This window comes from Pseudomonas wayambapalatensis (genome assembly GCF_049942315.1).
Lineage (GTDB): Bacteria > Pseudomonadota > Gammaproteobacteria > Pseudomonadales > Pseudomonadaceae > Aquipseudomonas > Aquipseudomonas wayambapalatensis.
This window is the reverse complement of sequence record NZ_JBNFMU010000149.1, coordinates 22,291-48,451: the sequence shown is the minus strand read 5'-3', so window position 1 is coordinate 48,451 and position 26,161 is coordinate 22,291. Positions and strand designations below refer to the sequence as shown.

General features: G+C 58.0%; 24 protein-coding genes and 3 pseudogenes. 14 read left to right on the top strand and 13 right to left on the bottom strand.

Translation table 11 applies throughout. From position 1 onward, the window contains the following. Positions 1-33: 33 nt before the first annotated feature. Entirely contained in the window at positions 34-165 is a 132-nt protein-coding gene (locus ACPZMI_RS09425; RefSeq protein ID WP_426352098.1) for a hypothetical protein, read from the bottom strand. Between the two features lie 28 nt (positions 166-193). Then, positions 194-379 carry a Rossmann-fold NAD(P)-binding domain-containing protein gene (locus tag ACPZMI_RS09420; RefSeq protein WP_202885222.1) on the bottom strand — a complete coding sequence of 62 codons (186 nt, stop codon included), beginning with the start codon at positions 377-379 and terminating at the stop codon, positions 194-196. 96 nt (positions 380-475) lie between these two features. Here ACPZMI_RS09420 and ACPZMI_RS09415 point away from each other — a divergent pair, with 96 nt between their 5' ends. After that, positions 476-781 carry a hypothetical protein gene (locus ACPZMI_RS09415; RefSeq protein WP_426352097.1) on the top strand — a complete coding sequence of 102 codons (306 nt, stop codon included), beginning with the start codon at positions 476-478 and terminating at the stop codon, positions 779-781. Between the two features lie 47 nt (positions 782-828). Next, positions 829-1,245: a type IV pilus secretin PilQ gene (locus ACPZMI_RS09410; protein WP_426352096.1), complete on the top strand. Its 417-nt coding sequence runs from the start codon at positions 829-831 to the stop codon at positions 1,243-1,245. 39 nt (positions 1,246-1,284) lie between these two features. Here ACPZMI_RS09410 and ACPZMI_RS09405 read toward each other — a convergent pair whose 3' ends face one another. After that, a complete protein-coding gene (locus ACPZMI_RS09405; RefSeq protein ID WP_426352095.1) occupies positions 1,285-1,995 on the bottom strand; it encodes a hypothetical protein in 711 nt (236 codons plus the stop codon). A gap of 977 nt (positions 1,996-2,972) precedes the next feature. Further along, positions 2,973-4,448, bottom strand: a complete 1,476-nt coding sequence (locus ACPZMI_RS09400; RefSeq protein ID WP_411384401.1) for a PAS domain S-box protein — start codon at positions 4,446-4,448, stop codon at positions 2,973-2,975. A gap of 197 nt (positions 4,449-4,645) precedes the next feature. Between ACPZMI_RS09400 and ACPZMI_RS09395 the strand changes: the two genes are divergently transcribed. From ACPZMI_RS09395 to ACPZMI_RS09360, 8 genes and pseudogenes are all read left to right on the top strand, one after another. Beyond that, positions 4,646-5,632 carry a hypothetical protein gene (locus tag ACPZMI_RS09395; protein ID WP_186664786.1) on the top strand — a complete coding sequence of 329 codons (987 nt, stop codon included), beginning with the start codon at positions 4,646-4,648 and terminating at the stop codon, positions 5,630-5,632. Between the two features lie 73 nt (positions 5,633-5,705). Next, positions 5,706-5,885: a CsbD family protein gene (locus ACPZMI_RS09390; RefSeq protein WP_186664783.1), complete on the top strand. Its 180-nt coding sequence runs from the start codon at positions 5,706-5,708 to the stop codon at positions 5,883-5,885. 297 nt (positions 5,886-6,182) lie between these two features. Continuing rightward, a complete protein-coding gene (locus ACPZMI_RS09385; RefSeq protein ID WP_186709024.1) occupies positions 6,183-6,572 on the top strand; it encodes a DUF2946 family protein in 390 nt (129 codons plus the stop codon). Between the two features lie 71 nt (positions 6,573-6,643). Beyond that, entirely contained in the window at positions 6,644-8,797 is a 2,154-nt protein-coding gene (locus ACPZMI_RS09380; protein WP_426352094.1) for a TonB-dependent receptor, read from the top strand. A gap of 5 nt (positions 8,798-8,802) precedes the next feature. Then, complete coding sequence (locus ACPZMI_RS09375; RefSeq protein WP_426352105.1) at positions 8,803-10,278, top strand: PepSY domain-containing protein; 1,476 nt, start codon at positions 8,803-8,805, stop codon at positions 10,276-10,278. Positions 10,279-10,348: 70 nt separating this feature from the next. Next, positions 10,349-10,725, top strand: a pseudogene (locus ACPZMI_RS09370) (DUF1543 domain-containing protein); the annotation flags it as partial. 33 nt (positions 10,726-10,758) lie between these two features. Further along, positions 10,759-11,166 carry a DUF2946 family protein gene (locus ACPZMI_RS09365; protein ID WP_186664724.1) on the top strand — a complete coding sequence of 136 codons (408 nt, stop codon included), beginning with the start codon at positions 10,759-10,761 and terminating at the stop codon, positions 11,164-11,166. Positions 11,167-11,241: 75 nt separating this feature from the next. After that, a complete protein-coding gene (locus tag ACPZMI_RS09360; RefSeq protein ID WP_186709078.1) occupies positions 11,242-13,293 on the top strand; it encodes a TonB-dependent receptor in 2,052 nt (683 codons plus the stop codon). 70 nt (positions 13,294-13,363) lie between these two features. On the opposite strand, the pseudogene ACPZMI_RS09355 reads toward ACPZMI_RS09360, so the two are convergent. The 4 genes and pseudogenes from ACPZMI_RS09355 to ACPZMI_RS09340 all read right to left on the bottom strand — a co-directional run. After that, positions 13,364-13,462, bottom strand: a pseudogene (locus tag ACPZMI_RS09355) (copper homeostasis membrane protein CopD); the annotation flags it as partial. A 32-nt stretch (positions 13,463-13,494) separates the two neighbouring features. Beyond that, positions 13,495-13,779: a hypothetical protein gene (locus ACPZMI_RS09350; protein WP_426352093.1), complete on the bottom strand. Its 285-nt coding sequence runs from the start codon at positions 13,777-13,779 to the stop codon at positions 13,495-13,497. Positions 13,780-13,830: 51 nt separating this feature from the next. Continuing rightward, the gene (locus ACPZMI_RS09345) at positions 13,831-14,388 is read right to left on the bottom strand and encodes a nitroreductase family protein (protein WP_288377503.1); all 558 of its coding nucleotides are present in this window, start codon (positions 14,386-14,388) and stop codon (positions 13,831-13,833) included. Positions 14,389-14,437: 49 nt separating this feature from the next. Then, positions 14,438-14,584 (bottom strand): annotated as a pseudogene (locus ACPZMI_RS09340) (MBL fold metallo-hydrolase); the annotation flags it as partial. A 147-nt stretch (positions 14,585-14,731) separates the two neighbouring features. Here ACPZMI_RS09340 and ACPZMI_RS09335 point away from each other — a divergent pair. The 4 genes from ACPZMI_RS09335 (at position 14,732) to ACPZMI_RS09320 (ending at position 19,819) form a co-directional block, all read left to right on the top strand. Further along, positions 14,732-15,259 carry a (2Fe-2S)-binding protein gene (locus tag ACPZMI_RS09335; RefSeq protein WP_426352092.1) on the top strand — a complete coding sequence of 176 codons (528 nt, stop codon included), beginning with the start codon at positions 14,732-14,734 and terminating at the stop codon, positions 15,257-15,259. After that, positions 15,256-16,257, top strand: coding sequence for an FAD binding domain-containing protein (locus tag ACPZMI_RS09330; RefSeq protein WP_426352091.1), 1,002 nt, complete (start codon positions 15,256-15,258; stop codon positions 16,255-16,257). The genes ACPZMI_RS09335 and ACPZMI_RS09330 overlap by 4 nt, the downstream gene beginning before the upstream one ends. After that, on the top strand, positions 16,254-18,452 hold the full coding sequence (locus tag ACPZMI_RS09325; RefSeq protein WP_426352090.1) for a xanthine dehydrogenase family protein molybdopterin-binding subunit: 2,199 nt from the start codon (positions 16,254-16,256) through the stop codon (positions 18,450-18,452). Before ACPZMI_RS09330 ends, ACPZMI_RS09325 begins: the two co-directional genes overlap by 4 nt. 383 nt (positions 18,453-18,835) lie before the next feature. Then, positions 18,836-19,819, top strand: a complete 984-nt coding sequence (locus ACPZMI_RS09320) for a fimbrial protein (RefSeq protein WP_426352089.1) — start codon at positions 18,836-18,838, stop codon at positions 19,817-19,819. 335 nt (positions 19,820-20,154) lie between these two features. Here ACPZMI_RS09320 and ACPZMI_RS09315 read toward each other — a convergent pair whose 3' ends face one another. The 5 genes from ACPZMI_RS09315 to ACPZMI_RS09295 all read right to left on the bottom strand — a co-directional run bounded on the left by ACPZMI_RS09315 (position 20,155) and on the right by ACPZMI_RS09295 (position 26,080). After that, positions 20,155-21,222 (bottom strand): fimbrial protein, encoded by a 1,068-nt coding sequence (locus ACPZMI_RS09315; RefSeq protein ID WP_426352088.1) that lies wholly within the window; start codon positions 21,220-21,222, stop codon positions 20,155-20,157. A gap of 14 nt (positions 21,223-21,236) precedes the next feature. Continuing rightward, entirely contained in the window at positions 21,237-23,744 is a 2,508-nt protein-coding gene (locus tag ACPZMI_RS09310) for a fimbria/pilus outer membrane usher protein (RefSeq protein ID WP_426352087.1), read from the bottom strand. A 4-nt stretch (positions 23,745-23,748) separates the two neighbouring features. After that, positions 23,749-24,444 (bottom strand): fimbrial biogenesis chaperone, encoded by a 696-nt coding sequence (locus tag ACPZMI_RS09305; RefSeq protein ID WP_426352086.1) that lies wholly within the window; start codon positions 24,442-24,444, stop codon positions 23,749-23,751. A gap of 52 nt (positions 24,445-24,496) precedes the next feature. Then, complete coding sequence (locus tag ACPZMI_RS09300; protein ID WP_186664698.1) at positions 24,497-25,099, bottom strand: fimbrial protein; 603 nt, start codon at positions 25,097-25,099, stop codon at positions 24,497-24,499. Positions 25,100-25,210: 111 nt separating this feature from the next. Continuing rightward, complete coding sequence (locus ACPZMI_RS09295) at positions 25,211-26,080, bottom strand: EAL domain-containing protein (protein ID WP_426352085.1); 870 nt, start codon at positions 26,078-26,080, stop codon at positions 25,211-25,213. Between the last annotated feature and the right edge of the window lie 81 nt (positions 26,081-26,161).

Genomic DNA, 26,161 nt, shown 5'->3' with positions numbered 1-26,161 from the left:
CCTACAGGGCGCGGACCAGCCAGAGCGCATTGCTCAACCGCGTTCGACCAACCCCGCCAACACCGTCTGCAGATCGGTACGCGCCTGGCGCGGCGTGCCTTCAAAATCGATCCAGCCTGCATTGAAGCCATCCAGCATTTGCATGCGCGGTAGCGGGTTCTGCATTCCCTGCGCAAGGAACAGTGCCTCCCAGCTATTGTTCCATTTCACCCAGCTGCGATAGCAGGTTGGGGTGGCTGGCCTGCGCGCCAATGGTGGACAGGCACACCACGCGTGACGGTTTGCTGGCCAGCAGTGCTGCGTGCAGATTGGCGAGTATCGCGCGGGTTTCCGGGAAATCAGGGCGAGGGTCGAAGTTCGGCGGCAGCAGCACGAACACGGCAGTGGCGTCTTGATTGGAGGATTGATTGGGGGAGGGGGTTAGCGTAGCGCTGCCCCCTTCACCAATTAATCCATTTTTCCCGGACTCTTTCTCATGACTACATCTAATATTTTTTGCCGCTTCATCATTGCATTATCCTTCTCAGCCTTTCTCTCGCAGGCTAATGCTTCTGAAACTACCCAACCATTGACGTTTGATTTCCAAACTATCCAGGTATCTGCTGCACTTCAGCTTCTTGCAGACTATCGCGGGCTTAATCTAGTCCTGGGAGAAGACGTTACCGGCTCCATGTCGATGCGTATGAAGGACGTTAGTTGGGACGATGCTATTGAATTCGTCACGGGTCCTCGCGGTCTTCTGTACACGGTCGACGGTAAGTTTCTTCGCGTCAGCGCATAACACCAGCTGCTATCGCTGGGTTTGGGATTACATCCAGGTCGTTCAATTTGGATGCTGAGCTGAACGCAATGGAGCAAGCGGGCAGGGGGCGTGTAATCTCCAGCCCGCGCGTGTTCACCACTGATCGGCATCAGGCGAAAATCATCAAAGGCTCTCAGGTTCCATACCAACAGTCGGCCGGTGACGGGGCTACATCCGTCTCTTTTAAAGAGGCTGCGCTTTCGCTCGATGTCACTCCGCTTGTGAACGATACCGGCGTGCTCCTGGACGTGATCCTTTCAAAGGATGAACCTGATTATTCGAAGGCAATGAACGGGGTGCCACCGATCAACACCACGTCGCTGACGTCCCGGGTGTTTTCGGGCTTTGGGAAAACTGTGGCGTTGGGAGGCGTGTACTCGGATACGGATAGCACCGTTGTGCGTAGCGTGCCGTTTTTTGGGCAGATCCCAGGGCTCAAATAGCTGTTCAACAGCAGTTCGACCGTGAAGACTGAAACCGAGCTAGTTTTGTTTCTGACGCCGCGCTTGGTAGATGCGCCTATATAACTCAACTAAATGAATATTTAGTCGAGTTATTCCGCGAAGGTATAACGCGAAGGGTAGGGTTATTCCTTTTTTGGGCCCGGTCGATTCCAACTCTTGAAGAGCGTTAAGCGCGTTCTGGGTAGCATCCTCGGACTGCTGGATTTTTTGTATCACCGATCCGACATGCTTTGAAATGTCTTCATCTTTGGCTGAGTTGGGTAGGTCGGCGGTCATCATGACTATTTGCTTCAGGTTGTTCACATGAAAAAACGCGCTAGCCAATTCGTTGTTAATTTTTTCACTGAATATGTCTGCTTTATCTAGAAACTGAGACGGCAGATCAATCGTAATTGACGACACTTTTTCACCTAGCGTCTTTCGAGCATTCTCATCGATCAGTAATCGCTTGATTTGGACGGCTGAAAAATTGTCGCATCGGAACCTTGCAACTTCGACGCGCGTAGCTCCGATTGGTGTTTTCATGATTTGAGCCAAGAGCTTCGCGCTCGCTGAGCGTTCACGTTTTCTTTGCTGGTTATCACGATACCAAACACACACTGCGAAGATTGCTGCGACGGCCGTCGCCACGGCGCTGATTGCATTCCAGTCAATTTTCCAATCTGTACAAAGCCACATTCCGTTTCTCCGGCGCCGAGTGGAAGCAACATCGTTGCTAAAGGCGGGCATTCAAGCATGCGGGGAACGCATCGCCAAGCGGTGCCTGTAGGAGCTGGAGCACAGCGATCAAGGCCAAGAGCTGGCTTCAAATCTGTCCACCCAGAGCCCCGGCAGCTCCATACGAAGATGCGCATAATGTATATTATGTTAAATCATGTGCTATGTAATAAATGTTCATAAGCCTTGTATGGCCTTGGCGTTCATGGTGAACCATAGAATTAGGTGGCTGCCGATGAATCTGATTCAGTGCCGTCTTTCTTCAGGTCAGCGTGTACCGCTGCTCCTGCAGGCTGGTAACGCCGCGCCTAAGGTTCTAAGCACGCCTATTTCACCACCAACGACCGCGAACATGACCCCGCCACCCCGCGTGCTGAAGAGCCTGCGCTGAAAACCCACGGACGAACCGTAGGTGTTTCTGCGCAGCTGCATGAGGTCTACGAGCACTACATCCAGAGCGAACGTTCGCCGACCATTTCTTGGCTTACCTGGTCGAGCAGCATGGAGCGCGCCACGGGCGAACTCCGGCGAGTCTGCGGTTGGACTGAGACCTCGGCGAGGCCACGTCGTTATCTGGCCGAGTCTACGAACCGCCATAACGCACAGCGTGCCTCGGCAGCTTGGGGCCGACTTGACAGTCAAGAAGGTTCGTCGTGACTCAATCAGCCGATCACGAACAGGCATCACCCTCCTCCCCTCCAGCCTACGTGTTCAAAGGACCGGCTCATGTTGCGACTCGAACCCGCACCAACGACCAACCAAGGTACGCAGATTCTTCTCGCGACGCATCTCAGCCATACGGACTTGGCCGTAGAGCTCCAGATAGCGGTTAAGGAAACTCTGAACAAGTTGCCCATCAGCCGGAAATGGGCGGCTTGGGGACGCCGAAAAGACCGATTTTCAGCCGCAGATTATTGGAAAGCCAAGACAACGCACCAGCCCTACCGATGAGGTGCATTGTCGAACCAAGCATCTTGAAACGCACGCATTCACCCTGCAAACAATCTTCGCTCCCGAGCCCAGACGATCGCCTCACTACGGCTGTGTACGTCGAGTTTGGAATACACTGTGGCTACATGGTTGCGCACGGTGTTGAGTGCCAGGTTCAACCGCGCTGCGATTTCCTTGTCGGCAAGACCTTCGCAAATGAGTGCCAACACATCACGCTCTCTTCGCGTAAGGTTAGTAAACGACGCATCAGGCAAACGGCCTGTGTTAATGCGCTTGGCATTGGCCAACTTTTCTATCAGGGTTTGGCTAAACCACGATGCATCCTGCATGACTGTCTCGATCGCCTCGACCAGCTCGAGTTCCGAACGTTTGCGCTCGGTGATATCCATCATGACTAGCAGGTAGCATGGAGTGTCCTGCAGGCTTACGGTGTCAGCTTGCAGGACGCAGTGGAGTCGGTCGTCATTTTTTTTACGCAGTTTCAGGTCCAGCCCCTCAATGCGCCCTGTTTTTTCCAACACGTCGAACACCTGAGCCGTAATGCGGCTATCGTCCATGAAATTGATTTCAGCCACCGTTTTGCCTAGCAGTTCCTGCGCGGTGTACCCCAGAGTGTCGAGAAAGGCTTCGTTGGCATCGATCAGTTGCTGCCTGTCAGCGCTGCACAACAAGGTAGGCACGGGGCTCAGGCGAAACGCCTTGGCGAAGCGCTCCTCGCTCTGACGCAGTGCATTTTCCGCCTTGCGCCTGGGCTCAAGGTCGGTGAATGAGAACAACATGCAATCTTCCTCATGCATGTCCAGTGGTTGTCCCGCCACGATGACCAGCTTCGTGCCTCCATCCGGCAAGCGCAATTCAGCCTGCATCTGCGGGATAGTTGCCCCCTCTATGAGGCGCTCGATCGCCAACTCCTTGCGCTCGGCGTTTTCCAGCACATCTACCTCATAGACAGACCTGCCGATGACGTTATCCCGCACATGGCCGGTCATTTCCAGAAAGCCTTGATTGACTTTGATAAAACGTAGATCGCTGAGCCGGCAGATAACCGCAGGCGCCGGGTTGGCATTGAAGGTTTTTTCGAAGCGCTGCTCGGCGCTGGCCCATTCAGTGGCATCGGCGATGATCAGCACCAGCGATTCAGCGTCGCCCTTGCTGTCCGCCAGCACCATGCTGCGCACCCTGTGTACCCGGCTGCGCGCCTCCTCCTCGCCAACGGCCGTAACCTCTACCATCACATCGCTGAAGACCTCTCCAGCGGCCACCCGGGCAATAGGGTACTGCTCGGGTTCAAGCGGGTGATTGTTGCGGTAACGCAACGTGAATCGCTCGCGGTAAGCCTCAGCGTTGCTGCCCAGCTGTTCCAGGCTGTCGACGTCATGCATGCGCAGGGCCGCTTCGTTTGCCCAGATTATCGATTGGTCGACTTCCAGCAGGATCACACCATCGGACAAGCCGGCGATGATTTGCTGAAGCTGGCGGCGGTTGGTCTCGCGTGCGAGCACGGCGTCACTCATGGCAGTTCTCCATTGCGCATGTCGGTGTTACCTGGAGCTTAATCGCTGCAACCAGGCCAAGGGTGGTGCCAATGCACTAGTCGATCAGGTGCAGATGCGCCATTACAGCCTTGCATGAGACCTGCAAACTGGCCCTGACGTTGCACCAGAGGTATCAGTTGCTGGTGCTGCCAGTCCAAACTCTCGAGGATGCATAGATGACGGAATCGTATGTGACCACCCCAGCCAACGCTGTCAGCACGCTGAGGGTATCCTGGAGCGCCGTGTTCGCAGGCGGCGCCATCGCCTTGGCCAGCTACCTGATACTCAGTGTGCTGGGAACGGCCATCGGCGCCGGGGCCGTTGACCCTATGGCTGAAGGCAATCCCTTACGCGGCTTCGGTACGGGCGCGGGGGTTTGGTTGTTCATCAGCACGGTGATCTCCGTGGCAGCCGGCGCCTGGGTGGCCGGCCGTACCGCCCCTACCCGAGGAGGCCTGCATGGCCTGTTGAGTTGGACGCTGACCACGCTGATGGCTACCTGGTTGCTGGCTTCTTTGGCGGGTAGCGTGGTCGGCACCGCAGGCAACATTGCCGGCAAAGGCCTGTCGCTTGCAGCCGATGGCGTCGCTGCAGCTGCGCCTGGTGTTGGCCAAGGCATCAAGGAGCAACTGAACAGACAGGGTATCTCGCTTGACTGGGACAGCCTGGAAGCTGAGCTGAACAAAACGCTTGAGCAGTCCGGCAAGGCTGAACTTAACCCCTCGACCTTGGAGCAAAAGACCGATCAGCTTCAAGCCCAAGGTGAGTCTGCGGGTCAAGTCGCAGCCGAAAACCCGACCCTGACGATCGACCAGCTCAAGCAGTGGTTCGAGCGAGTACGCAAAGCCAGTGAGCCTGCTCTGAGTGCGGCAGACAAGGAAGCCTTGGTCAATATCGTCGCTGCGCGCACCGGAAAGAGTCAGCAAGAGGCCGAGCAAGTGGTTGATAACTACGCCCGCGCTTATCAACAGGCGGCTGAACAGGTGAAGGCTCTGAAAGAACAGGCAGAGCAGCAGGCACGCGAAGCTGCTCAAGTCGCTGCTAGCAACGTATCGAAAGCCGCCTGGGGCACCCTGGTAACGCTTCTGATCGGTGCTGCCTTGAGCTTTGCAGTCGGCCGCTTCGCGTTGTTGTCACGCAAGACACGTGTCATCGCTGAATGACATGCAATTCAACCGATGCACGCACGGTTCTTCCAACCCACGTTTCACTGATGATTGTCGCAGGAGAAAAATCATGAGCAGCGCTTCGGACAAAGTTAAAGGCATGGCTAACGAGGCTGTCGGCAAGGTCAAACAAGCCGTAGGCAAGGCCACCGGGAACACGGACCTCGAGTTAAAAGGCAAACTGCAGGAGAAAAAAGGGGAAGCACAGCAAGTAGTCGGTGATGTCAAGGATGCGCTCACCAAGGATTAACCTCGTCAACTGTTGTGAATGAGCGGTCGTCAGCGGACGACCGCTCATTCATTGCGTGCTTTGCTGGCTTGCGCAAGCATGAATGCCAATCAGCGCGTAGCCAGCGTTACCGACCAGCTCATGCCAGTCCTTCAGCGTTCTGACCAATGCAGGACAGGCTGTGGGCACGATGCCCGATCAACACAGCTCTAATGCATCCATTTGAGTGCTCGCTGACGCACCATCCTACTTTTCAGATACCGCAAAACCTGTAGAATTCGTCGCCGATCAGCCCTCTCCACCACCCGAGCTTTGCCCATGATGCTGGCCCGCCATCAAAAAGCGCACGTTGCCTGGCTGCTGTACTTCAGCATCCTGTTCGGTTCGTTGCTGTGCGCCATGGGCCATGGGCAGATGGCCGGCTTGCGCCTGGCTGGCCTGGATGACGCTGCCTGGTGCTCGGCCGACAGCAGCGGCGTGTTCAAGGGCGACCAAGACACCACCGACCCGGTGCTGTCCGCCGGCGGCGACTGCGTGATCGCCAGCCTGTTCAGCGCCACCCTGCTGGCGGTGTTCTTCGGCCTGCTGGCCCTGCTTGCCCGCGAGTCGAGTAAACCCTTACCCAAACAACCCACGCCACGCCTGCCCAAGCAGCGCTGGCCACTGGTCAATCCCCGCGCGTCCCCCGCTTTGCTTCTCGCGTTCTGACATCGCCACGCCCGAGTGCCGCCTGATCGGCAGCAAGCGTGCGCTCACCGATTTCAGCCAGGAAGCCTTGCATGTTCCGCATGACCACTTTGGCGCTGCTCATTGGCAGCGCAACCTGCGCCTGGGCGCAGGATGACACCCTGACCCTGCCCGCCAGCAACGTCACGGCCACCGCCGACCAACCCAAGGAGGCCACCGGCCTCGACCTTGACCGCCCCATCGAAAGCGGCTCGCGGCTCAACCTCAGCGCCCGCGAGAACCCCGCCTCGGTCAGCGTCGCCGACCGCAAGACCATGGAGCGCATCGGCGCGCGCAATTTCCAGGACGCCGCCAACGCCCTGCCCGGGGTCAATGCCTCTGCACCGCCCGGCTGGGGCGGCTACGTGTCGTACCGCGGCTTCAATGGCGCCCAGGTCAGTCAGTTGTTCAACGGCATCAACCTGCAATACGGCGCCACGGCGCGCCCGGTTGGCGCGTGGATCTACGACCGCGTCGAACTGCTCGGCGGCCCCTCGTCGTTCCTCAACGGCAGCGGCGCCGTCGGCGGCAGCCTCAACATGATCACCAAGCTGGCCAACCGCGACGAGGACACCTTCGAAGGCCGCGTCAGCTACGGGCGCTACGACACGATGGAAACCTCGGTCGGCTTCAACAAGGCGCTCAACAGCGGCGACGGCCCACGCCACTACGCGCGGCTCGACTACAGCCGCACCAGCAGCAACGGCTACATCGACCGTCAGGAGAACGGTGCCGGCAACCTGGCCTTCTCGCTGCTCAGCGATATCAACGACCAGCTCTCGCACACCCTCGCCATCGAATACCTGGAAGAAAAAGAAGACAGCCCGTACTGGGGCACGCCGGTGTTGCAGCCACTGGTGGGCACCCTGCACATTGACAAGCACAACCGTTTCAACAACTACAACGTCGAGGACGGTCGCTACGAGCAGCGCACCCGCTGGCTGCGCTCGATCACCGACTACCGCTTCGACGACAACACCCAACTGCGCAATACCTTCTACCACTACAACGGCCAGCGCGATTACCGCAACCTCGAGGTGTACCGCTACAACGCCGGCAACACCAGCATCGCCCGCTCCGGCGGCTACCGCCAGCGCCACGACCAGGAGGTCAACGGCGACAAGGTCGAGCTGACCCACCAGGGCCAGCTGTTCGGCCTGGCCAGTGACTGGGCATTCGGCATGGACTACAACACCAACCAGCAGACCAACTACCCACTGTCCAAGGGCGCGTTCGACACGGTTGACCCGAACAGCTTCGAGCCCGGGCACTTCCTCGATATCCCCGGCATGGACGCACCCATGACCAAGGGCCGCACCACTACCACCGACACCACTTCGGCCTTCATCGAGAACCGCACCCGCCTGACCGACCAACTGTCATTGATCACTGCGCTGCGCTATGACCATATCGATTTCGACGTGGTCGACCATGTGGCGCGCGCCAAGCTCGACCGGCGCTGGGACGCCATCACCGGGCGCCTGGGCCTGGTCTACGACTTGACCTCCAGCATCAGCCTGTACACCCAGTACAGCACCTCGGCCGAGCCGCCGGGAGGTACCTTGACCAGTGCCTCGATCAGCCAGGTAGGCGACTTCGACCTGAGCACCGGCAGGCAGGTTGAAGTGGGCAGCAAGTTCGACTTCCTCGACGGACGCGGCACGGCTACCGCAGCGGCTTACCGGATCGTGCGCAAGAACATCTCGGTGCCCTCCTCGACCGTGCCAAACACCACCGAGCAGGCTGGCCAGCAGACCTCCACCGGCATCGAGCTGGCGGCCTCGTTCAAGGTCACGCCCAAGCTGCTGGCAGCAGGTAACTTCAGCTGGGTGAATGCCGAGTACGACGAGTTCAATGAGACCATCAGCGGTGTGGTGTATTCGCGCAAAGGCAAGAACCCGGTCAACATCCCGGACCGCGTGGCCAACTTGTGGTTGACCTACGACCTGGCGCCGGGCTGGCAGGTCGGCGCCGACGCCCGCTACGTGTCGTCGGTGTACGCCAACACCGCCAATACCGCCTGGGTACCGTCCTACACCGTCTACGGGCTGTCCATGACCCACGACCTGGACAAGCACGTGCAAGTCAGCGCCCGCCTGCGCAACCTCACCGACGAGGTCTACGCCCGCTTCATCCACCAGACCAACACCCAGTATTACCTGGGTGAACCGCGCAGCCTGGAAGTCGCTGTGCAGTGGCGCTACTGATGGGCCTGAAGCGCCAGTTGTATCTCTGGCACCGCTGGCTGGGCATCGTCGCCTGCCTGTTCATGGCGCTGTGGTTCGTCTCCGGGGTGGTCATGCTGTATGTCGGCTACCCCAAGCTGACCCCGGCTGAGCGCCTGGGCCATCTGCCGGCGTTGCCGGCAGGGTGCTGCGCCGAGTTGCCGGCCAGCTGGGCGCAGCAGCCAATGAAAGCCCTGCGCCTGACCAGCCTGGGCGGGCGACCCTATTACCTGCTTGAACTGGCCGACGGCCGCCGTGTCACCCTCGATGCTGCAAGCGGTGATCAGTTGGCCAGCAGCGACTCTGCCTGGGCGCTGGCCACTGCTCGACAGTATGCCGGTGACGCGGCATTGACTTACCTGGGGACCGTGGATGAGGACATGTGGACACACTCACGCGCCCTGGACAGCGATCGGCCCTTGCACAAGGTGCAGGTAGCAGATGCTGCCGGTACCTGGCTGTACCTGTCCGGACGCACCGGCGAGGTGGTGCGCGACGCCACCGCCCAGGAGCGCGCCTGGAACTGGGTCGGTGCCTGGCTTCACTGGCTGTATCCCTTGCGCGGGGGATTCGGCTTCGACAATGGCTGGCGCACGCTGGTGATTGGTCTCTCCCTGCTCGGTACGCTCATGGCGGTCCTGGGCATGACGGTGGGGGTCCTGCGTCTGCGGTTGCGCAAACGCTATCGCAGCGGGTCATGCAGCCCCTACCCCGGTGGCTGGTTGCGCTGGCATCACATCGGCGGGCTGTTGTTCGGCGTGGTGCTGGTGTTATGGGTGTTCAGTGGGCTGATGTCCATGCGCCCCTGGGGCCTGACCGACAGCCATTCGCGCCTCGACCTGTCGGCCCTGCGCCAAGGGCCATTGCGCCCCGACGATTTCGCCATGCCGCTGCGCCAGGTCATGGCGCGCCTGGCCGAGGAGGATGGATTCGTTCCGGTCGAGCTGCAATGGCAGCGGCTCGCTGGCGTCACGTTCGTGGTCGCACGCAGCGCCAGCGGCGACAGCCGCCTGGTCGAAGCCGGCATGGCACCGAAGCGAGCCTTGTCCAGGCAGCGGCTGCTGGCCGCCGCCCAGGCCATCGCGCCGGGAGTCGCTGTCGAGGATTACTGGCAGACCGCCTACGACTTCCACTACTTTGCCCGTGATCCGCAAAGCATGTACGGCTTGCAGATGCGCCCACTGCCCGTGTTGGGACTGCACTTCGCTGACCCTGCGCGCACGTGGGTATACCTGGACCCGGCCAGCGGCGAGGTGGTGGTCAGCTTCGACCGCACGCAACGGGTCGGCCGCTGGTTGTTCAACCTGCTGCACAGCTGGGATTGGCAACCTCTGCTGGCCAGGCCGCTGCTGCGAGAGAGCCTGCTCATTACCATGAGCATCGGTGGCCTGGTAATCGCGCTCAGTGGCGTCGTGCTGGGCTGGCGACGTCTGCGCAGGGTGTTCAAGCTGCCGTTACGTTGATTGCACGCTTGGTGAACAGCGCTGTGGTGTTCACACCACAGCGGCTTTTTGCTGCCTTTAACGATTTATCATGCTCTGCATCGTCATGCTTGGCGGACGCCACCCAGGAGCACGTATCGAAGTCCACGATGTGGTCTTCGCCCAAGCTGAAACGCTGGAGCAGCTCCATCCCCAGTTGCGCGAAGCCTGGTTCGGCAGCGCCGAAGGCCTGCACATCGACTCTTGGCTGGAAGTCGCCGGGGTCGATGGCTATCGTGTCGAACTGAGCCAAGTGGCTCCTGGCCCTGGCGTCTTGCGCCTGTTCTTCCTGAACCGGGGCGGCTATGAACGGCAGGTGTTCGGCGAAGCGCATCGTTACTTGGTGGTGGCGGCTACCGACAAGGCCGAGGCCAAGCGCCTGCGACAAAAAGGCGCACCACGGAACTTGTACAGCCCGCAACGGATGCGGCTTAATGCGTGCCACATTCGTTCGGGTGGCTCATGCTTTCACGTGCACGTGCACATCTTTGTCTGTTCGCCTGCTTCGCCGTGCTGTTCAACCTGCTGGCGATGCCGCTCGACCGTGCCTTGCAAACACCCCGTATCGACAGCCAATCGCTGATCCTCGGCAGCTTCTGCAGCCTGCACGGTGCACAGAGCCTGCCCAAGTCACTGCTGGCCCAGCTCAAGGCCGAGCTGCCGCAACTCGACGATCAGCCGGAAATGAAACACCAGGCTGGCGACTGCTGCTGTGGCCATGCCGGGCATGCCTTGCTGGCCAGCGACTACTATCGTCACCTGCTCCCCCGCTTCTGGCCCGATGCACTCCTGCTCGGTGACAGCCACAGGTTGCCACTGCCACGCGATCAGTGGCCAAAGCTCAACCCCCGAGCCTCTCCCCTGGCCTGACCCGTCGTTACTTGCCCATAGCTGCCCCGTGACCTGCGGTGCGCAGCCCTGCCCGACCGTCTCCAGGAAACACTCATGTCCGCATTCCGCTGCACCGCTCGCGCCGTCCTGCCCGTGCTCGCTTTCTATAGCCTCAGCCCATTGTCATTGGCAGTTGCCGAAACACTGCCCGCTGAAAACTCCACCCTCACCCTTGGCGCGGTCAACGTGACCAGTACCGAAAGCGGCCCGCTGGCCACCAGCAGCGTGCTCAGTTCGGTAGACATCCTGGGCGGCGATATCCTCGAAAAAATGCCGGTGACCTACAGTTGGGAACTGTTCAGCCGTGCACCCGGGGTGATGCTGACCGAGTTCAACCAGGGCACCACCTCGGGCAAACTGTCGTTTCGCGGCTTCAATGGCGAAGGCGAAGTGAACGCGGTCAAGTTGCTGATCGATGGCATCCCCAGCAACACCAACGACGGCAACATGCCCTTCATCGACTCGGTGTTCCCGATGGACATCGACAGCATTGAGGTAGTGCGCGGCACCAGCGACCCCCGCTACGGCCTGAACAACATCGCCGGCAACGTCAATATCAACACCCGTACCGGCGGTAACTACAACAAGGCGCGCGTGCGCTACGGCAGTTTCAACACCCGCGAGGTGCAACTGGCCAAGGGCATCGAGACCAGCAACTGGACGCAGAACTATTTCTTCGGCCGCCAGCAGGTCGACAGCTATCGTGACCATGCCGACACCGAGCGCTACAGCTTCGGCGGCAAGTGGTTCTACACCCCTGACGATGGCAGCTACCGCCTTGGCCTGATCGCCCGCCACTACGAGTCCGAAGCCCAGGAGGCCGGCTACCTGACCGAAGACGATGCCCGCCATCATCCGCGCATGAGCAACGCCTACAACGCCACGGACAAAGGCACGCGGCGCATGAACCAGGTCAGCGTGCACTTCGACACGGACCTGGCCGACAACTTGTCCTGGTCGGCCAAGACCTACCTCAACACCTTCGACGACCGCCGCTGGACCCAGTACTGGCGCACCAGCTCACAGCAGGAGCGCGACACCTACGAAGACCAGTACGGTGCCATCACCTCGCTGACCTGGCGCCCCCAGGTGGACTGGCTGCACGCTTTTGCGCTGGAAGGTGGCAGCGATGTGCAAAAGCAACAGAACCGCAGCGAGCGCTATCGCACCGTGGAGCGTGTACGCCAGGCGCAGACACGCGATCAGGACTTCGACTTCAACACGGTCGGTGCCTACGTGCAGGCGGAGATCGAGCCATTCGAATCGTTGAAGATCGTACCGGCGTACCGGGTGGACAAGATCAGTGGTGACTTCACCAACAAGATGACCGGACAAGACTATGACATCAACGACTACGGGCTGATCAAGCAGCCCAAGCTCAGCGTGGTCTACTCGCCGTGGCGCTTCGCCAGTGTCTACGCCAACTGGGGCCGCACTTTCCAGGTCGGTACCGGTGCAGCAGCCTACAAGGTGCCACCGCGTAATGAAGACCTGGCCCCGTCGATCAACGAAGGCTGGGAGACCGGCATCAAATTCACCCCGGCCAGTTGGGTCGATGGCCGCGTAGCCTACTGGCGCCAGGATGCCAGCGGTGAAGTCAGCCGTCGCCTCAACGACCCTAGCGGCGAGTCGGACAACGTCGGCGAAACACGGCGCTGGGGCTACGACCTGCAAGTCAACCTGCACCCAAGCGAACGCACCGAGATGTGGATGTCGTACTCCTGGCAATACTCGAAGATTCTTCAGCCCAGCAGCACGCTGCCTGACAGCAAAGGCAAGGAGATCGACCACGTGCCGCACCACCTGTGGAACACCGGCATCAGCTATCAGGCCACCCCTGCCCTGCAACTGAGCGCCTGGGCGAACGGCCAGACCAACTACTACCTGGAGCGTGAGAACACCCAGGGCACCTACGGCGGCTACGTGCTGATGAACCTGGGCGCGACCTACAAGCTCAGCGAAACCATGAGCGTAGACCTGCAACTGAAGAACCTGACCAACCGCTACTACGAGTACGTCTGGTACGACCCCGATGGCGCCGATGCCTCGCTGCATTCACCGGGTGACGGTCGGGCCCTGTATGCCGGGATGACCTTCGATTTCTAAAGGGGATCTGCGTTCTGCCTGGTGAGTGGCCTGTTACGCCAAAACGCTAGCGTTCTGGCGATCACTTGCATCAGTTGAGCGGGGTGGGTGGGAGTGTACCCAGCAGTGAGACCGCTGCGACTGCCGCCACCCCACTAAACCATTCAACCAGGATGCTGGTGCGCAGTACGTGGATAAAGCTCCATGCACGGCCGGCACCACTTACCTAACGTCCACTTGCAGCCCGGATTTCAAGCGGACACTGGCGCGCACGGGCCCCTTGCTCAGTGCTTCTGCGATGTCTGGGAAGCGCAAGAACTGCGCGATGATATCCGCGCCGGCCTCGGCTCCGATGAGTATGTCGATATCGCCTACCGTATCGCGCATGCGACGTATGCTTCCTGCGATTGTCGCCTGCGCAACCCCTGAAATTTGCCGCACATACCCAAGCACGAGGTTGGCGACGGGTTCAATAATCCCCAGTGGAAAGCGTTCAGAGAGGGTCATGGTGCGACCTCGCTCGCGCGGTGAGCCTGCAGATACAAGGTCCACGGCGCGTCAACCGATCCAGTGAATCTCCGGCGCCTTGCGCTGCACATCAGCTGCCACTGAGCAGGGATAACCTACAATCACCGGCGCGACAGGGGCGCATTCATCGGGCAAGTGCAAAGCCTGCCTGCCAGCCGGCGTGGCGAGATAACGCTGCGCCAGCCCTATCCAGCAACTGCCCAGGACCTCGGCATGCGCCGCGAGCATCAGGTTCTGCGCGGCCAGCGCGCACTCTTCAACGGCCCATTCACTGGCCGTCTTCGCAGCGATCACGATGAGCGCAGGAGCGTGGTAGAAGATCTGAAAGCGCTCATCATTCAACATCGCTTGCAAAGATTCAGGCAACTGATCGCCACAGTGCTTTGCCAGGTACGCTTTCGCATCGGACGATACCTGCTCCAGAAGTGCCTGGTCGCGTACCACGGTGAACACCCAAGGTTGCAGGTTCATCGCGCTCGGTGCCTGTGCCGCGGCTTCGATCAGGCGGACGATCAGATGCTGCTCGACAGGCTCGGCGGTGAACGCACGGGTCGAGCGACGCTCGTGAATCGCCTCATAGATATTCATGGCTCAGCCTCGAAAGTATTCATCCGGACCGTAGCCCGCCTTTGAGCTCCGGAATATCCGGAATCAGCCGGTCACGCTTGAGCTTGTAGAGGTAATACATCAGCAGTTGGGCGCGCCCCACTGCGAATGAGGGAACCAGAATGATGCCATGACGCAGGAGAGTCTGGTTGATGGCTTGGGCCAGAGACTGCTCGGTCAGATCAATGCGCCCTGCCCTTCAACGTGCCGCCCCTGCCACCTCACATCAAGCTTTCGGCGAGCCGACTGAACGTTTATTCAGCCGCCCCGGTCGCACAACAAAGACGCAGCACACTGCGCGTACCCTGACCGTGAGGACCTCACCATGAGCGCGATCTCTTCCAATGGGGCTCAAACGCACCCCATCTGTCTGACCCTCAATGGTCAGCCCCGAACACTGCAGGTGCATCCTTGGGTCACCTTGCTCGACCTGCTTCGTGAGCAGTTGGACCTGGTGGGCACCAAGAAGGGTTGCGACCATGGCCAGTGCGGCGCCTGCACGGTGCTGCGCGATGGCAAGCGCGTCAATGCCTGCCTGACCTTGGCCATCATGTGCGACGGGGCCGACCTGGTGACCATCGAAGGGCTGGCCAGCGGCGACGTTTTGCACCCCATGCAGCGCGCCTTCATCACCCACGATGCATTCCAGTGCGGTTACTGCACCCCGGGGCAGATCTGCTCCGCAGTCGGGTTGGCTCACGAGGGCCGTGCCGACAACCGAGAGGCCATTCGTGAGCAGATGAGCGGCAATCTTTGCCGCTGTGGTGCCTATGGCAACATCGTCGCGGCGGTGGAAGAAGCCCTGCCGTTGATGAGGGATGGGATCGAGCCACAACGAGGGCAGAATCCATGACACCCTTTAGCTACCACAAGCCCAACTCGGTCAGCGAAGCGGTAAACCTGGCTGACGCCTGCTCGCACTTCATCGCTGGTGGTACCAACCTCGTCGACCTGATGAAGGAAAACGTGGTTCGCCCCAAGCGCCTGATCGACATCTCCGGACTCGGGCTGAACGGTATCCACCCCACGCCCGGCGGCGGCGTGCTGATCGGTGCACGGGTGAGCAATGCCGACCTGGCCTGGCACCCGATGATCGAGCAGCAATACCCGCTGCTGTCCGACGCGATCCTGGCTGGGGCATCGCCGCAGTTGAGAAATATGGCCAGTACCGGTGGCAACTTGCTGCAACGTACCCGCTGCTACTACTTCTACGACACCGGCACCGCCTGCAACAAGCGCGAACCGGGCAGCGGATGCCCTGCGCGCGCAGGCATGAACCGCATCCATGCCATTCTCGGCGCCAGCGATGCGTGTGTCGCGACCCATCCCTCGGACATGTGCGTCGCATTGGCAGCGCTCGAAGCCGTGGTGCACGTACAGGGGCCGTCCGGTGAGCGGCAGATACCCTTCGCGGATTTCCATCGCCTGCCCCAGGACACCCCCGAGCGCGACAATCAACTGGCATTCGATGAACTGGTGACAGGCATCGAGCTGCCGCCCCCAATGTTCGAACACCATTACCGTTACCTGAAAATACGCGACCGCGCCTCCTACGCGTTCGCGCTGGTATCAGTCGCTGCAGCCTTGAGCTTCGATGGCGAAGTGATCCGCCAGGCGCGCCTGGCGTTGGGCGGCGTTGCCCACAAGCCCTGGCGGGACCTGGCTGTCGAGCGCATGTTGGTCGGCCAGGTGCCTTCTGAAGCACTCTTCACCCGCGCCGCGCAAACGTTGCTGCAAGGTGCACAACCCCTGAGCCACAACGGTTTCAAGGTGACGCTCGCTCAGCGAGCAATCGTGCGTGCATTGGATGACGCGGCGCGCGGTGCCGCTGACGGAGGAGCACGACCATGATCAAAAGCACACCAGTAGTCGGCACGCCCCTGGACCGGGTGGAGGGTGTGGCGAAGGTCACCGGGCAGGCCCGCTATGCGGGCGAATATCCCGAGGCGGGCCTGCTACACGGCAGCGTCGTGTCCAGTACCATCGCCCGCGGTCGGGTACTCGATATCGACAGCACACAGGCTTTGCGCGTACCCGGGGTAATCGCCGTGCTCGACCATGGCCATCGTCCGCATATATCGAGTTATGACGACGACTATAGCGATGCCGACTCTGCCGAGGGCTCGCCGTTTCGGCCCCTATTCAATGATCGAGTGCTCTATAGCGGGCAGCCGGTAGCGCTGGTGGTCGCTCAAACCCTCGAACTGGCCCGGTATGCCGGCTCGCTGCTCAAGATCGAGTATGCCGAGGAGGCTCACCAGACAGACCTGTCCGCCTGCCAGCAGTCGCATCCAGCGCCCGCCGAAACACCGGCGCCACGTGGCGACTTCGCCGGGCAGTTTGCCGGTGCGCCGGTGCAGGTGGATGCGACCTACCTGACGGCCAACGAGCACCACAACCCGATGGAGCCCCATGCGTCGACCGTGCACTACAAGGCCGATGGCACGCTGGAAATCCACGACAAGACCCAAGGCACGCAGAACTGCCAGGACTACCTGCACAAAGTGTTCGGCCTGCCCAAGGCCGATATTCGTGTACGCGCGGCGTTCGTCGGCGGAGCCTTTGGCTCGGGCTTGCGCCCGCAGTACCAGTTGCCGCTGGCAGTGATGGCGGCGTTGCACCTGAAGCGCTCGGTGCGCGTGACTCTGACCCGTCAGCAGATGTTCACCTTTGGCTACCGGCCCCGCACCGAGCAACGCTTGCGCCTGGGGGCAGACGCAAACGGGCGCTTGCTGGCAATCGCTCACGATGCGCTCGGCCAGACCTCCCGCTTCGAGGACTTCACCGAGCACCTGGTGGAATGGAGCGGCATGCTCTACCAATGCGACAACGTCGCGCTCAGCTATCGCTTGGCCTCGCTCGATGTGTACACCCCGCTGGACATGCGGGCACCTGGGGCCGGGTCCGGGATGATTGCGCTGGAATGCGCCATGGATGAGCTCGCTTGTGCTGCGAAGATCGACCCGGTAGAGCTGCGCCGGCGTAATTTCGCCGCTAACAATGGCAACGAGGGCAAGCCCTACTCCAGCAAGGAATTGCTGGCCTGCTACCAGCAAGGCGCCGAGCGTTTTGGCTGGCATGAGCGCCGCCCCCAACCGCGCAGCATGCGCAATGGCAACCAATTGATCGGCTGGGGCATGGCCGGTGGCGTCTGGGAAGCCATGCAGATGAAGGCCAGCGCCAAGGCGCGCATCGATGCCAAGGGCCACCTCACCGTCAGCAGTGCCACCACCGATATCGGGACCGGCACCTATACCGTCATGACACAGATCGCAGCCGACGCTGCCGGCACCAGGGTGGAGGATGTCACCTTCGTGCTGGGTGACTCTTCACTGCCCACCGCACCGCTTCAGGGCGGATCGTTCACGGTGTCGTCGGTGGGCTCGGCCGTGCGCCAGGCCTGTCAGGTACTGCGCACCAAGGTGCTGGAGCATGCGCGCAACATATATCCCCAGGTGGCCAGCACCCCCTCGGAGCAGATCGTTTTTGCCAATGGCTACTTGCACGCTGGTAGCCAGCGTTGGGCCTTGGCGGACATCGTGGCGAGCGCCCCCGACGGTGAGTTCGAAGTGCAGATCGACGCCGAGCCCGGCGCCCGGCGCCAACCGTTCTCCACCGCCACGCATTCGGCGGTATTCGTGGAAGTCCGCGTCGACGAAGACCTTGGCACAATCAAGGTGGTACGTGTGGTCAGCGCCGTGGCGGCTGGGCGTGTGGTCAACCCGAAAACCGCGCGCAGTCAGATCCTCGGAGGCGTGGTGTGGGGGGTGGGCATGGCTCTGCATGAAGCAGCGCTGACCGACCATCGGTTAGGCCGCATCGTCAATCACAACCTGGCGGAGTACCACATTCCGGTGAACGCAGACATCGAGGATATCGATGTGATCTTCGTTGAAGAGCACGACGAGATTGTCAATGAGCTCGGGTCCAAGGGCGTGGGCGAAATTGGCGTCGTCGGGGTGGCCGCTGCGGTGGCCAACGCGGTCTACCATGCCACGGGCAAGCGTGTGAGGGAGTTTCCCATCACGCTCGATAAAGTGCTCTGATCGGGTGGGGCCAGGTCCCCATCCGCCTGGCGCTGTCGGCAGCGCGCTCGGACCTTGTCGGCGAACACCCGCAAGCTTCAGGTGTTATAGGACCACCTCAGCGGCCACGGTTGCGTATGAGGGGGTGGTTCTACGGATAGCCGAATCAAGGTAATAGGCAAACACCGCAATTGCATTCAAGACCCTCCTCCTCATCACTCAAGATTTTTCTTGTTCCCGTCTCCAACCCTTATTCCTAGAATTTGGTGTCGTGTGCTGGTCTTCGGCATCAAAAAAGAAGGCTGGCTGAAAGTGAAGTGGGCTGCCGGTATCTGCTTGCGTCTTATCGACTCCCCCCAGATGAACATGGCCTGCGGTCTGCAGGCTGATCAAGGAGTGAACAGTTGAAGTTTGCGCCACATATCATTTTGACGCTTTTATCCATTGTAGCCAGCGGTACCGCTAACGCAGATAACACGGCCGGTTGCTGGTGGTCGCCACAACCGACAGACCAAAAAAAGGTGTACTTTAGTTTAGCCATGACGCCTAAAACGCTGAATCTGGCCCCCATCGGCCAACGCATGAATTATCAGGCATTCTCCTTGGCATCCGTGAACAGGTTCATTGATTTCAAATGTCCGACAAAAATAAACCCCATTCACTACAGTTATAAAGTGGATGCTCCTTTGGAGGACGGATACGACGATGTCTATCGAACCAATTTATCCGGCGTTGGAATTCGGCTTGTAGATTTTCGATTGAACAGAGCTCTACCTTTTGAAAATAGTTATCAGAATGCTCCAAGAATGATCGGGCGGCTACCAGAGCCTCTGCATGTAGAACTCATACGTACAGCCCGTGGCATCGAGAAAGGCAATCTCAACGTAAACTTCAAGGTACACGCGCAGGTTGAAGACTGGGATGCCGCAGAAATAGAAATTATTGGGCAGGTGGAGCTGACCTCCAGTAACTATTTCTCAGGATGCACGGGTGAAAAACGTCAAGACATCCCACTTGGCAGAGTAGCTATTGCACTTCTCGAAGAACAGACACCACGCACTGTTGGCTTGAGCGTACTGTGCACGGGCCTTCTTCCGGGATCGAATTTACCCGTTAAAGTATATTTTGAAGGTAGTAACGAAGGCTCCGGCATGCTCAACTTGACCCCCGGAGGAGCAGAGGGCATTGGTGTCGCCCTCACGACCCCCACGGGCGTAAAGCTTCCGTTTAGTAAATGGGCCGGGTTAGCGATGCAATGGATAAAAAGTGAAGAAGATGGCGAGCGTTATACGTTCGAGTTCCAGGCGAAATATACGCGTAAAGGCAGCGCCAAGATTAAACCCGGCAGAGCCGATGCGGTACTGAATTACGTCCTCGATTATAACTGACCGGGTGATGATGCCAGGTCGGTCAGCGATTGTTCGACCTGCCCCTGTGCGATGCTGAGTGCCATCTGCGAAACGCACAAACGCCACGGTGTCTCAATGCCTTCGACAACCAGATTAGCCAGTACCTGACGGGTTACTACAACTGGGTCCGACCTCATCAACTCAGCGATGGACTGGCTCAGGCGAAAGCTGAAAAACTGCGTTCGATATGAGTTGACCACCGCCCTTCAATAACGAGCCGATAGGACCATCCTCCCCGATCTGTTTAGACGTGCGCGGCTGCTCTCGCTTACCAGAGTGTTGGACGCTCTGAGAGCATGGCGAGGCCTGCTTGCCTAGGGATAAATAATATTGACGATTGCGGATGCCTTGAGCGGACCAATCGACACTTTGTTCGGTGCGAAAGGGAAGTAGAACGCACCCATTGAGGCGGTAAAGCGATCAGGCGTATAGCTACCGGGGGATAAGCTATGTATCGAAGTACCCCTTCCACGTATAATTGACGACCTTGAGAATATCACCGGTGTGGAGGGGTCGTCAGCAGTAACAAGCATGATTCCGACGCCTTGCGCTGCACCGGGCCGTTGATCGATGAGATAAGTGTCTTGGGTGCCCAGGTCATTGCTGGAGAGGAAGATGTCGACAGCGCGGTCCGCAACCCCATTGCCATGAAGGTTTGCGCAGCTAAAATTCAAGTTGAATGGCGTATAGCCAGCCCGCGGAACAGCAGTCACACTTGAAATGCTCACATCTGGAAGAGTGACGGTGAGCCCTGGGTTGTCCAGTTTGCAAGTAGTAGAGGTGGGCGTGTAGATCAACTCCAAGTTTTGAGTGAACATATTTCTTTTCCAATCGGGGGCCCCGGCCACCAGATAGTATGCCGAGCTGAAAATTGAACCAAGCCATTCAAGCCAACTCATGCCGGAGTCGTCGACGACATTTACGAAATTTTTGAGTAGCGCCACGCTACTTTGAAATTTTGTCTCGTCAGGTCCAGGCCCATTTTCCAAGGTAAAGCGCATTGTAATGGGTGTGTTCACCTCGGCGCCTTGATGTGAGCCCGATTTCATGGGTATGGATTCTGGCATCGAGATGATTTCCACCCGGATCCAATAGGTGCCATTCTGAAACCCGATCAATACCCCGCCAGATTTTTTTAGAGCAGATTGGTACTTCAGATTTTCGCCCCCAGAACATTTAAACGACCGACTTGGAAAGTTGGTATAGACCGTCGTCATCCACGTAGGAGAAATATTCTTTTTCACGCGCTCCGAAAGGTCCAGCACAATATTGGGCCCTCGGGATGTGATGTCGTCATAGCACGTTGCATTGGCGGCACAGTTGAAAATAAGGCTCAATAGCAAAATAGCAAAACACAACCTATTTTTTGACCAAGCAGACATTAGCACATCTCCACTCATCGACACGAAACGGACGCGCGAGGTGCGAGTACATCCGGCAGGTTCATCGCGCAGGCACTGTCATGCATGCGCACCGTTAATCGCGAAGGGCGTTCTTCATAGTTTATAAATACCGTGCTGGCCTGGCCTACATAACCGATCGAGTTCCCAGCCTGGTCCAGCACCTCGGCGCCGAAGGGCAATGGGGAGCCATTATCATGTACAGCACGGAAGTTAAGCGCCTGGCGCACGTCAGTTTTGAACGTGACCTTCGCCACTGCGTCAGCGAACGGCACGCTGTGCGCAACGTTGCCGATGACCCGCCCCCCCGAGGTATGCTCGCCTTCGGAGAGCACGATCGAATTCGAGCGGTACGGGCTTGCGTAAGGTACAAGCGCGAAACCATCTTCATCGGTGACGACACTGGTATCACCATTGACAACCAAGCCCTTTGCCTTCGGCGCCTCGACAACAATCATCGTGTTGCCTATTTCATTGGAGGCCAGAATTTTTCCTGGAATCATGACCACGGTACCGCGTGCGTCCAGACCAAACTGACGGTAATCGGACGCTTCACCGAGTGTCGCTCCGACCGTGGCATTCTTGGCGCGGTAGGAACTACCCACACTGACCGCACGGTTCTCAGGGTCATGGCTCGCAGCTACGCTGTAACTCAGTCGTTGAGATTGCAAAGCAGTCCCGCTGACGCTTGTATTACTTTGTGAATAACGTGAGTCGGTAAATGAAACATTGCTGGCGATCGTGGCACGATTGGAAAACATTTCGAATGGAATGGTAAAGCCAATAGACGATCGTGTCTGGTCACGCCCATGTGAATCACGCACCTTGTTGACAGACACGTTGACGGATACTTGGCTGAATGATTTTGAAAACCCAAACTGATACTCCCGGCTCTTTCTATCGGAGCCCCAGTAGTCCCGTTGCACTCCCGAAAAATATACAGATCCCCATTCGCCGGGAAGCCGTTGGCTGACGTTGAGGCTGAGGTTATTACGAGGTCGTGCGCCTGTCAGCGAATCCCAGGTCTTCATGTCGATGACAGCAGCTTCCTCGCTCTGATGTATGTCAAAGCGTTCCTGGTGTTTTTTCCGAGCCTTGCTGAAATTGTTTTCTGTTGCATAAATCGCATCATCAAACGTATAGAAATCCGCGCTTGAGTAACGGAAAGCGCCCAGCGTGAAATTGGTATCCGTGGCATCGAGCAGTTTGCTGTAGGTGATTCGAATACTCTGGCCGGTGAAATCTTGCTGTTTTAGCTTCGTCCGCGCATGCGTCACATCCAGCGAGAGTGCTCCCACCGGTAAATTAAAAGCGCCGCCGACCAAGTAGGCTTGATATTCGCTGCTGACAGTGCTGCCGAGGTAGCCCGTTGCGAGGTTGTCAAGACCGCGTTGCCAGGTGGCCTGAAAAAAATCAGGGGTATAGTTCGTATTGGCTTGTACCGCAGAGCCCAACGTCAACGCGTATTTACTGACACCGGCTTTCAGCATGCTAGGCACAGACGAAAAGGGTATTGTGAATGAGGTGATCTCTCCGGTGGCCTCTTGGACAATGGCGGTCAGATCCCCCGCCGAACCGGTATGTGGCAAGGCATCGATCACGAAGGGACCAGGCGGCACGTTTTCTTGATAGATAATGCTGCCGTTCTGCTTCACGATCACCAGTGCATTGGTTCTGGCAGTGCCTCGGACAACAGGAGAAAATGCCTGCATCGACTGGGGGAGCATGTTGATGTCCGAAGACAAAGCGACCCCTTTGGTTTTGACAGAGTCAAATAAGTCTCCGCCAGAATAAAATTCGCCAATTTTTACCACCGACTTTAACGGCGCAATATTTTTCTGCGCGTAGCGAAGGTTGGACTGATACTGCATCTGCTCGGCGGACCGTTTACGCACCGAGCCAAATTCTCTAAACTGCCAACCACCGATATTCACGCCAACATTCAGGCCCGAATAGATATCGTTGGTCACGGCCTTGGTACGTTGTGTTTGCAGGCGGTTATAGACCGCATTGTAGCTGACCATCAATGCTGGCAGCCCTGGGTCCCAGAATTTCGGATCAATGTAGCTTTCATCAGCACGTCGCACATAGGCCTGTGGAACACTCACGCGCAAACTCTGTGTACTGATATCCAATGTAAAGGTTGCACCCTCTGAAATCTGACTGATCGGGATCCAATCACTAAAACCAACGACGGGTGATACCAGAGACGTATCCAATCCCAAATCCGAGATTGCCGTAGAGGTGATTTTCACATCCTCACGGGCAGTGCCCAGCAGGACCTTGAAGCGCCCCTTCCATAGTTCATTTACATAAACATCCAATGTATGCTGGCCAGCAGGCAATTCCACATCGTTCAAGAATCGAGAAAGATCTGATTCTTTCGACCTGCCCGCCAGAAGCGAGGTGTCAAAAAACTCCGCGCGCACCTCATGCATCATGATTGAAGAACCCAGCAACACACTGAAAAAAACAGCGGCCTTTGTTTTTTTTGTGTGGGCCATCAAGTTACCGCAACGTGACCACTTCATCTCGGTACGCACCCAGGTCGTCAACATAAGTCAATACATATTGAGCGCCCGGCACAGGTTTATGCTCACCCGGTATATCCAACGAAGCATGAGGTGCAATCATACTTGCACCCGCAAGTTCGACACTCGAGTCTTTGACCGCAATGCGTACAATTGTCAGGTGATAAGCGCTGTCATTGAAAATAGACACACCCGCACCGTGCGCCACTGCCCTGATATTTTTAGTGCTGAAGTCAGGGCTGGATTTCAAGGCATCCGGACGATAGAAGAGCTTGACACGCGTTCTCAGCGCAAGTTGCAATGTATTTTGCTCCTTCAGGTGATCCGGAAGTGCAGGTATCTCCAACACATTCAGATAGAAAATACTTTCGCGATCGCTGGGCAACGCTGCGTCCGTTTTTTCAATCCTGAGTTGTTGCCCGCCATGACCAAGCACTTTGACGATCGGCGGGGATAATAGAAAAGGCACGTGCGCTGTTTCAGGCGTAGAGTTGACATCTCCGTCGTCAATCCAGGCCTGAACCAAGGAGGCGTCTGGCCCTGTGCTGGTCAACTGTACGGATACGAAACCCTTGCGTTCGTGGTAAATAATTCGCGTACCATTCAAGATTATGTTTGCCTGGGCATAGGCCGAGCCCAGGACTAAACACACGCCTATGAGCAACTTATACATTATGTGCCTCAAACCAGGCCTGCGGTCGCGGCCTGGATCTTCGAAGGGCGTATCAGAGATACGAGATGGTGTAAATCAAGCTGGAGCTTACGACCCCTACCCTCGCCGCTGCAGTATTTGTTTTGTAGTAGTAAGCGTCGAACACCAAGGTGTCTGATTCGGGAGACTTCTTTGCGCCAGTAATCCCGGTGTTGAACGGCGTGTTCAATTGCAGCGGCGTCTGCGCTCCAGGCAAACTCAGGGAGAAACCAACGTTTTTCGCTACCGCCGCGTCGCTTTCGTTCACCGAGGTATTCACCAGGTACTTACCATCGGTTGAGATATTGTCCGCTGACGAAAAATACATGATCAGCGGCGTAGTCGGCGCCGCGGGGGTCGTTGCACTACTGCTGGCCGCATTACACCCTGAGAACGTCATAGAGAACGACTTTTTGTTCTTCGCGATCGGACCCACCGTCGTCCCCGCGTCTGCGACTGTGATCGGCGCAAGTGCGACAGTAAAGTCGGCGCTCTTGCCACCATTGATCGTGCAGGTTGTGTCGGTGATCATACCGCTAAAAGAGATTACACCACCTGACACATTGGTGGCTGCTACGGACTGGGCACATACAATAGCGGCGGACACGGCCGCGAGTGTTTTGAGGTAAAATTTCATAAGTTTTCCAATGTTATTTAAAAGCTTCAATGATTCATGTTCGCGGCACGATGATCCCGACGTTTCACATTGACTAACGGGGCGCCACAGAAGCCTGTCTGCTCCCCTAATTCAGAACACGCGAGACCCTACATTAGGGACGGCTCTACCGAACCTACCGCAGTACTCAACGAACATCTCAGAAGGCATTGGGCGGGCAAAGAAGTACCCTTGTGCATAATGCACTCCGATCTGCATCAAATGCTGGCATTGTGCAGCTGTTTCGACGCCCTCGACGACCATTGACATACCCAGCTTTTCCGTAAGTTCAAGTACACAGGAAATAATCGCCTCAGCCTGAAAATCGTCCTGAATCCTTTGGATAAATGCCCGATCGAGTTTCACCTCGGTAAACGGCAATACGATCAGCCTTTCCAGCGTTGAGTACCCTGAGCCAAAATCGTCCAATGACAATCCACATCCTGCGCGCCTCAAATGCCGTGCATTTTCGTAGGCAGCGGAACTGCTGGGGAGCGTCGCAGACTCCAAGATTTCAAACACGATGCTGTTATGAACGACACGACACCTGTCTATTTCTGCAATCAACCTCCCTACCAAGTCATTATTTGCCAGTTGCACCGGATGTAAATTGAAGGAAAGGGGCACCAAAGCCTCTGTGTGCTCCAACCGCTTCTGGAGTGCCAGCCCCTGCTCGAACAACGTCCAGAACAGAGCATCGACCAGCCCGTGCTGCACCATCGCGGGAATGAATTCCCCGGCGGCAAGAACACCCCTGACAGGATGGTTCCAGCGGGCCAGCAACTCACCGCCCACGACCTGACGATCAAGCAGATGGATCTTGGGCTGTATGAATGCCTTAAATTCCTGCGACTCCAAGCCTCGCTTGATATCAGCGACGAGAGGTAGCTCCAACTCCGTAGAGTCTGATGCAGCCCTGACTCCCAGATCGCTTCTGCCGAATGTTGGGAATTGATGTTCCACAGTATTTCAAATCCCTATAGGAGAGGAGTGAGAGGGGCGCTCAAATCGTTATGGCGGCACTGTAAGCAGGAAAGGCTGGTG

What these genes read in the sequence shown, in the direction of transcription:
- ACPZMI_RS09425 (WP_426352098.1), bottom strand. Translation starts at nt 165, where the DNA reads ATGCAGAACCCGCTACCGCGCATGCAAATGCTGGATGGCTTCAATGCA.
- ACPZMI_RS09415 (WP_426352097.1), top strand. Translation starts at nt 476, where the DNA reads ATGACTACATCTAATATTTTTTGCCGCTTCATCATTGCATTATCCTTC.
- ACPZMI_RS09405 (WP_426352095.1), bottom strand. Translation starts at nt 1,995, where the DNA reads ATGCCCGCCTTTAGCAACGATGTTGCTTCCACTCGGCGCCGGAGAAAC.
- ACPZMI_RS09400 (WP_411384401.1), bottom strand. Translation starts at nt 4,448, where the DNA reads ATGAGTGACGCCGTGCTCGCACGCGAGACCAACCGCCGCCAGCTTCAG.
- ACPZMI_RS09395 (WP_186664786.1), top strand. Translation starts at nt 4,646, where the DNA reads ATGACGGAATCGTATGTGACCACCCCAGCCAACGCTGTCAGCACGCTG.
- ACPZMI_RS09390 (WP_186664783.1), top strand. Translation starts at nt 5,706, where the DNA reads ATGAGCAGCGCTTCGGACAAAGTTAAAGGCATGGCTAACGAGGCTGTC.
- ACPZMI_RS09385 (WP_186709024.1), top strand. Translation starts at nt 6,183, where the DNA reads ATGATGCTGGCCCGCCATCAAAAAGCGCACGTTGCCTGGCTGCTGTAC.
- ACPZMI_RS09380 (WP_426352094.1), top strand. Translation starts at nt 6,644, where the DNA reads ATGTTCCGCATGACCACTTTGGCGCTGCTCATTGGCAGCGCAACCTGC.
- ACPZMI_RS09365 (WP_186664724.1), top strand. Translation starts at nt 10,759, where the DNA reads ATGCTTTCACGTGCACGTGCACATCTTTGTCTGTTCGCCTGCTTCGCC.
- ACPZMI_RS09360 (WP_186709078.1), top strand. Translation starts at nt 11,242, where the DNA reads ATGTCCGCATTCCGCTGCACCGCTCGCGCCGTCCTGCCCGTGCTCGCT.
- ACPZMI_RS09350 (WP_426352093.1), bottom strand. Translation starts at nt 13,779, where the DNA reads ATGACCCTCTCTGAACGCTTTCCACTGGGGATTATTGAACCCGTCGCC.
- ACPZMI_RS09345 (WP_288377503.1), bottom strand. Translation starts at nt 14,388, where the DNA reads ATGAATATCTATGAGGCGATTCACGAGCGTCGCTCGACCCGTGCGTTC.
- ACPZMI_RS09335 (WP_426352092.1), top strand. Translation starts at nt 14,732, where the DNA reads ATGAGCGCGATCTCTTCCAATGGGGCTCAAACGCACCCCATCTGTCTG.
- ACPZMI_RS09330 (WP_426352091.1), top strand. Translation starts at nt 15,256, where the DNA reads ATGACACCCTTTAGCTACCACAAGCCCAACTCGGTCAGCGAAGCGGTA.
- ACPZMI_RS09325 (WP_426352090.1), top strand. Translation starts at nt 16,254, where the DNA reads ATGATCAAAAGCACACCAGTAGTCGGCACGCCCCTGGACCGGGTGGAG.
- ACPZMI_RS09315 (WP_426352088.1), bottom strand. Translation starts at nt 21,222, where the DNA reads ATGTCTGCTTGGTCAAAAAATAGGTTGTGTTTTGCTATTTTGCTATTG.
- ACPZMI_RS09310 (WP_426352087.1), bottom strand. Translation starts at nt 23,744, where the DNA reads ATGGCCCACACAAAAAAAACAAAGGCCGCTGTTTTTTTCAGTGTGTTG.
- ACPZMI_RS09305 (WP_426352086.1), bottom strand. Translation starts at nt 24,444, where the DNA reads ATGTATAAGTTGCTCATAGGCGTGTGTTTAGTCCTGGGCTCGGCCTAT.
- ACPZMI_RS09300 (WP_186664698.1), bottom strand. Translation starts at nt 25,099, where the DNA reads ATGAAATTTTACCTCAAAACACTCGCGGCCGTGTCCGCCGCTATTGTA.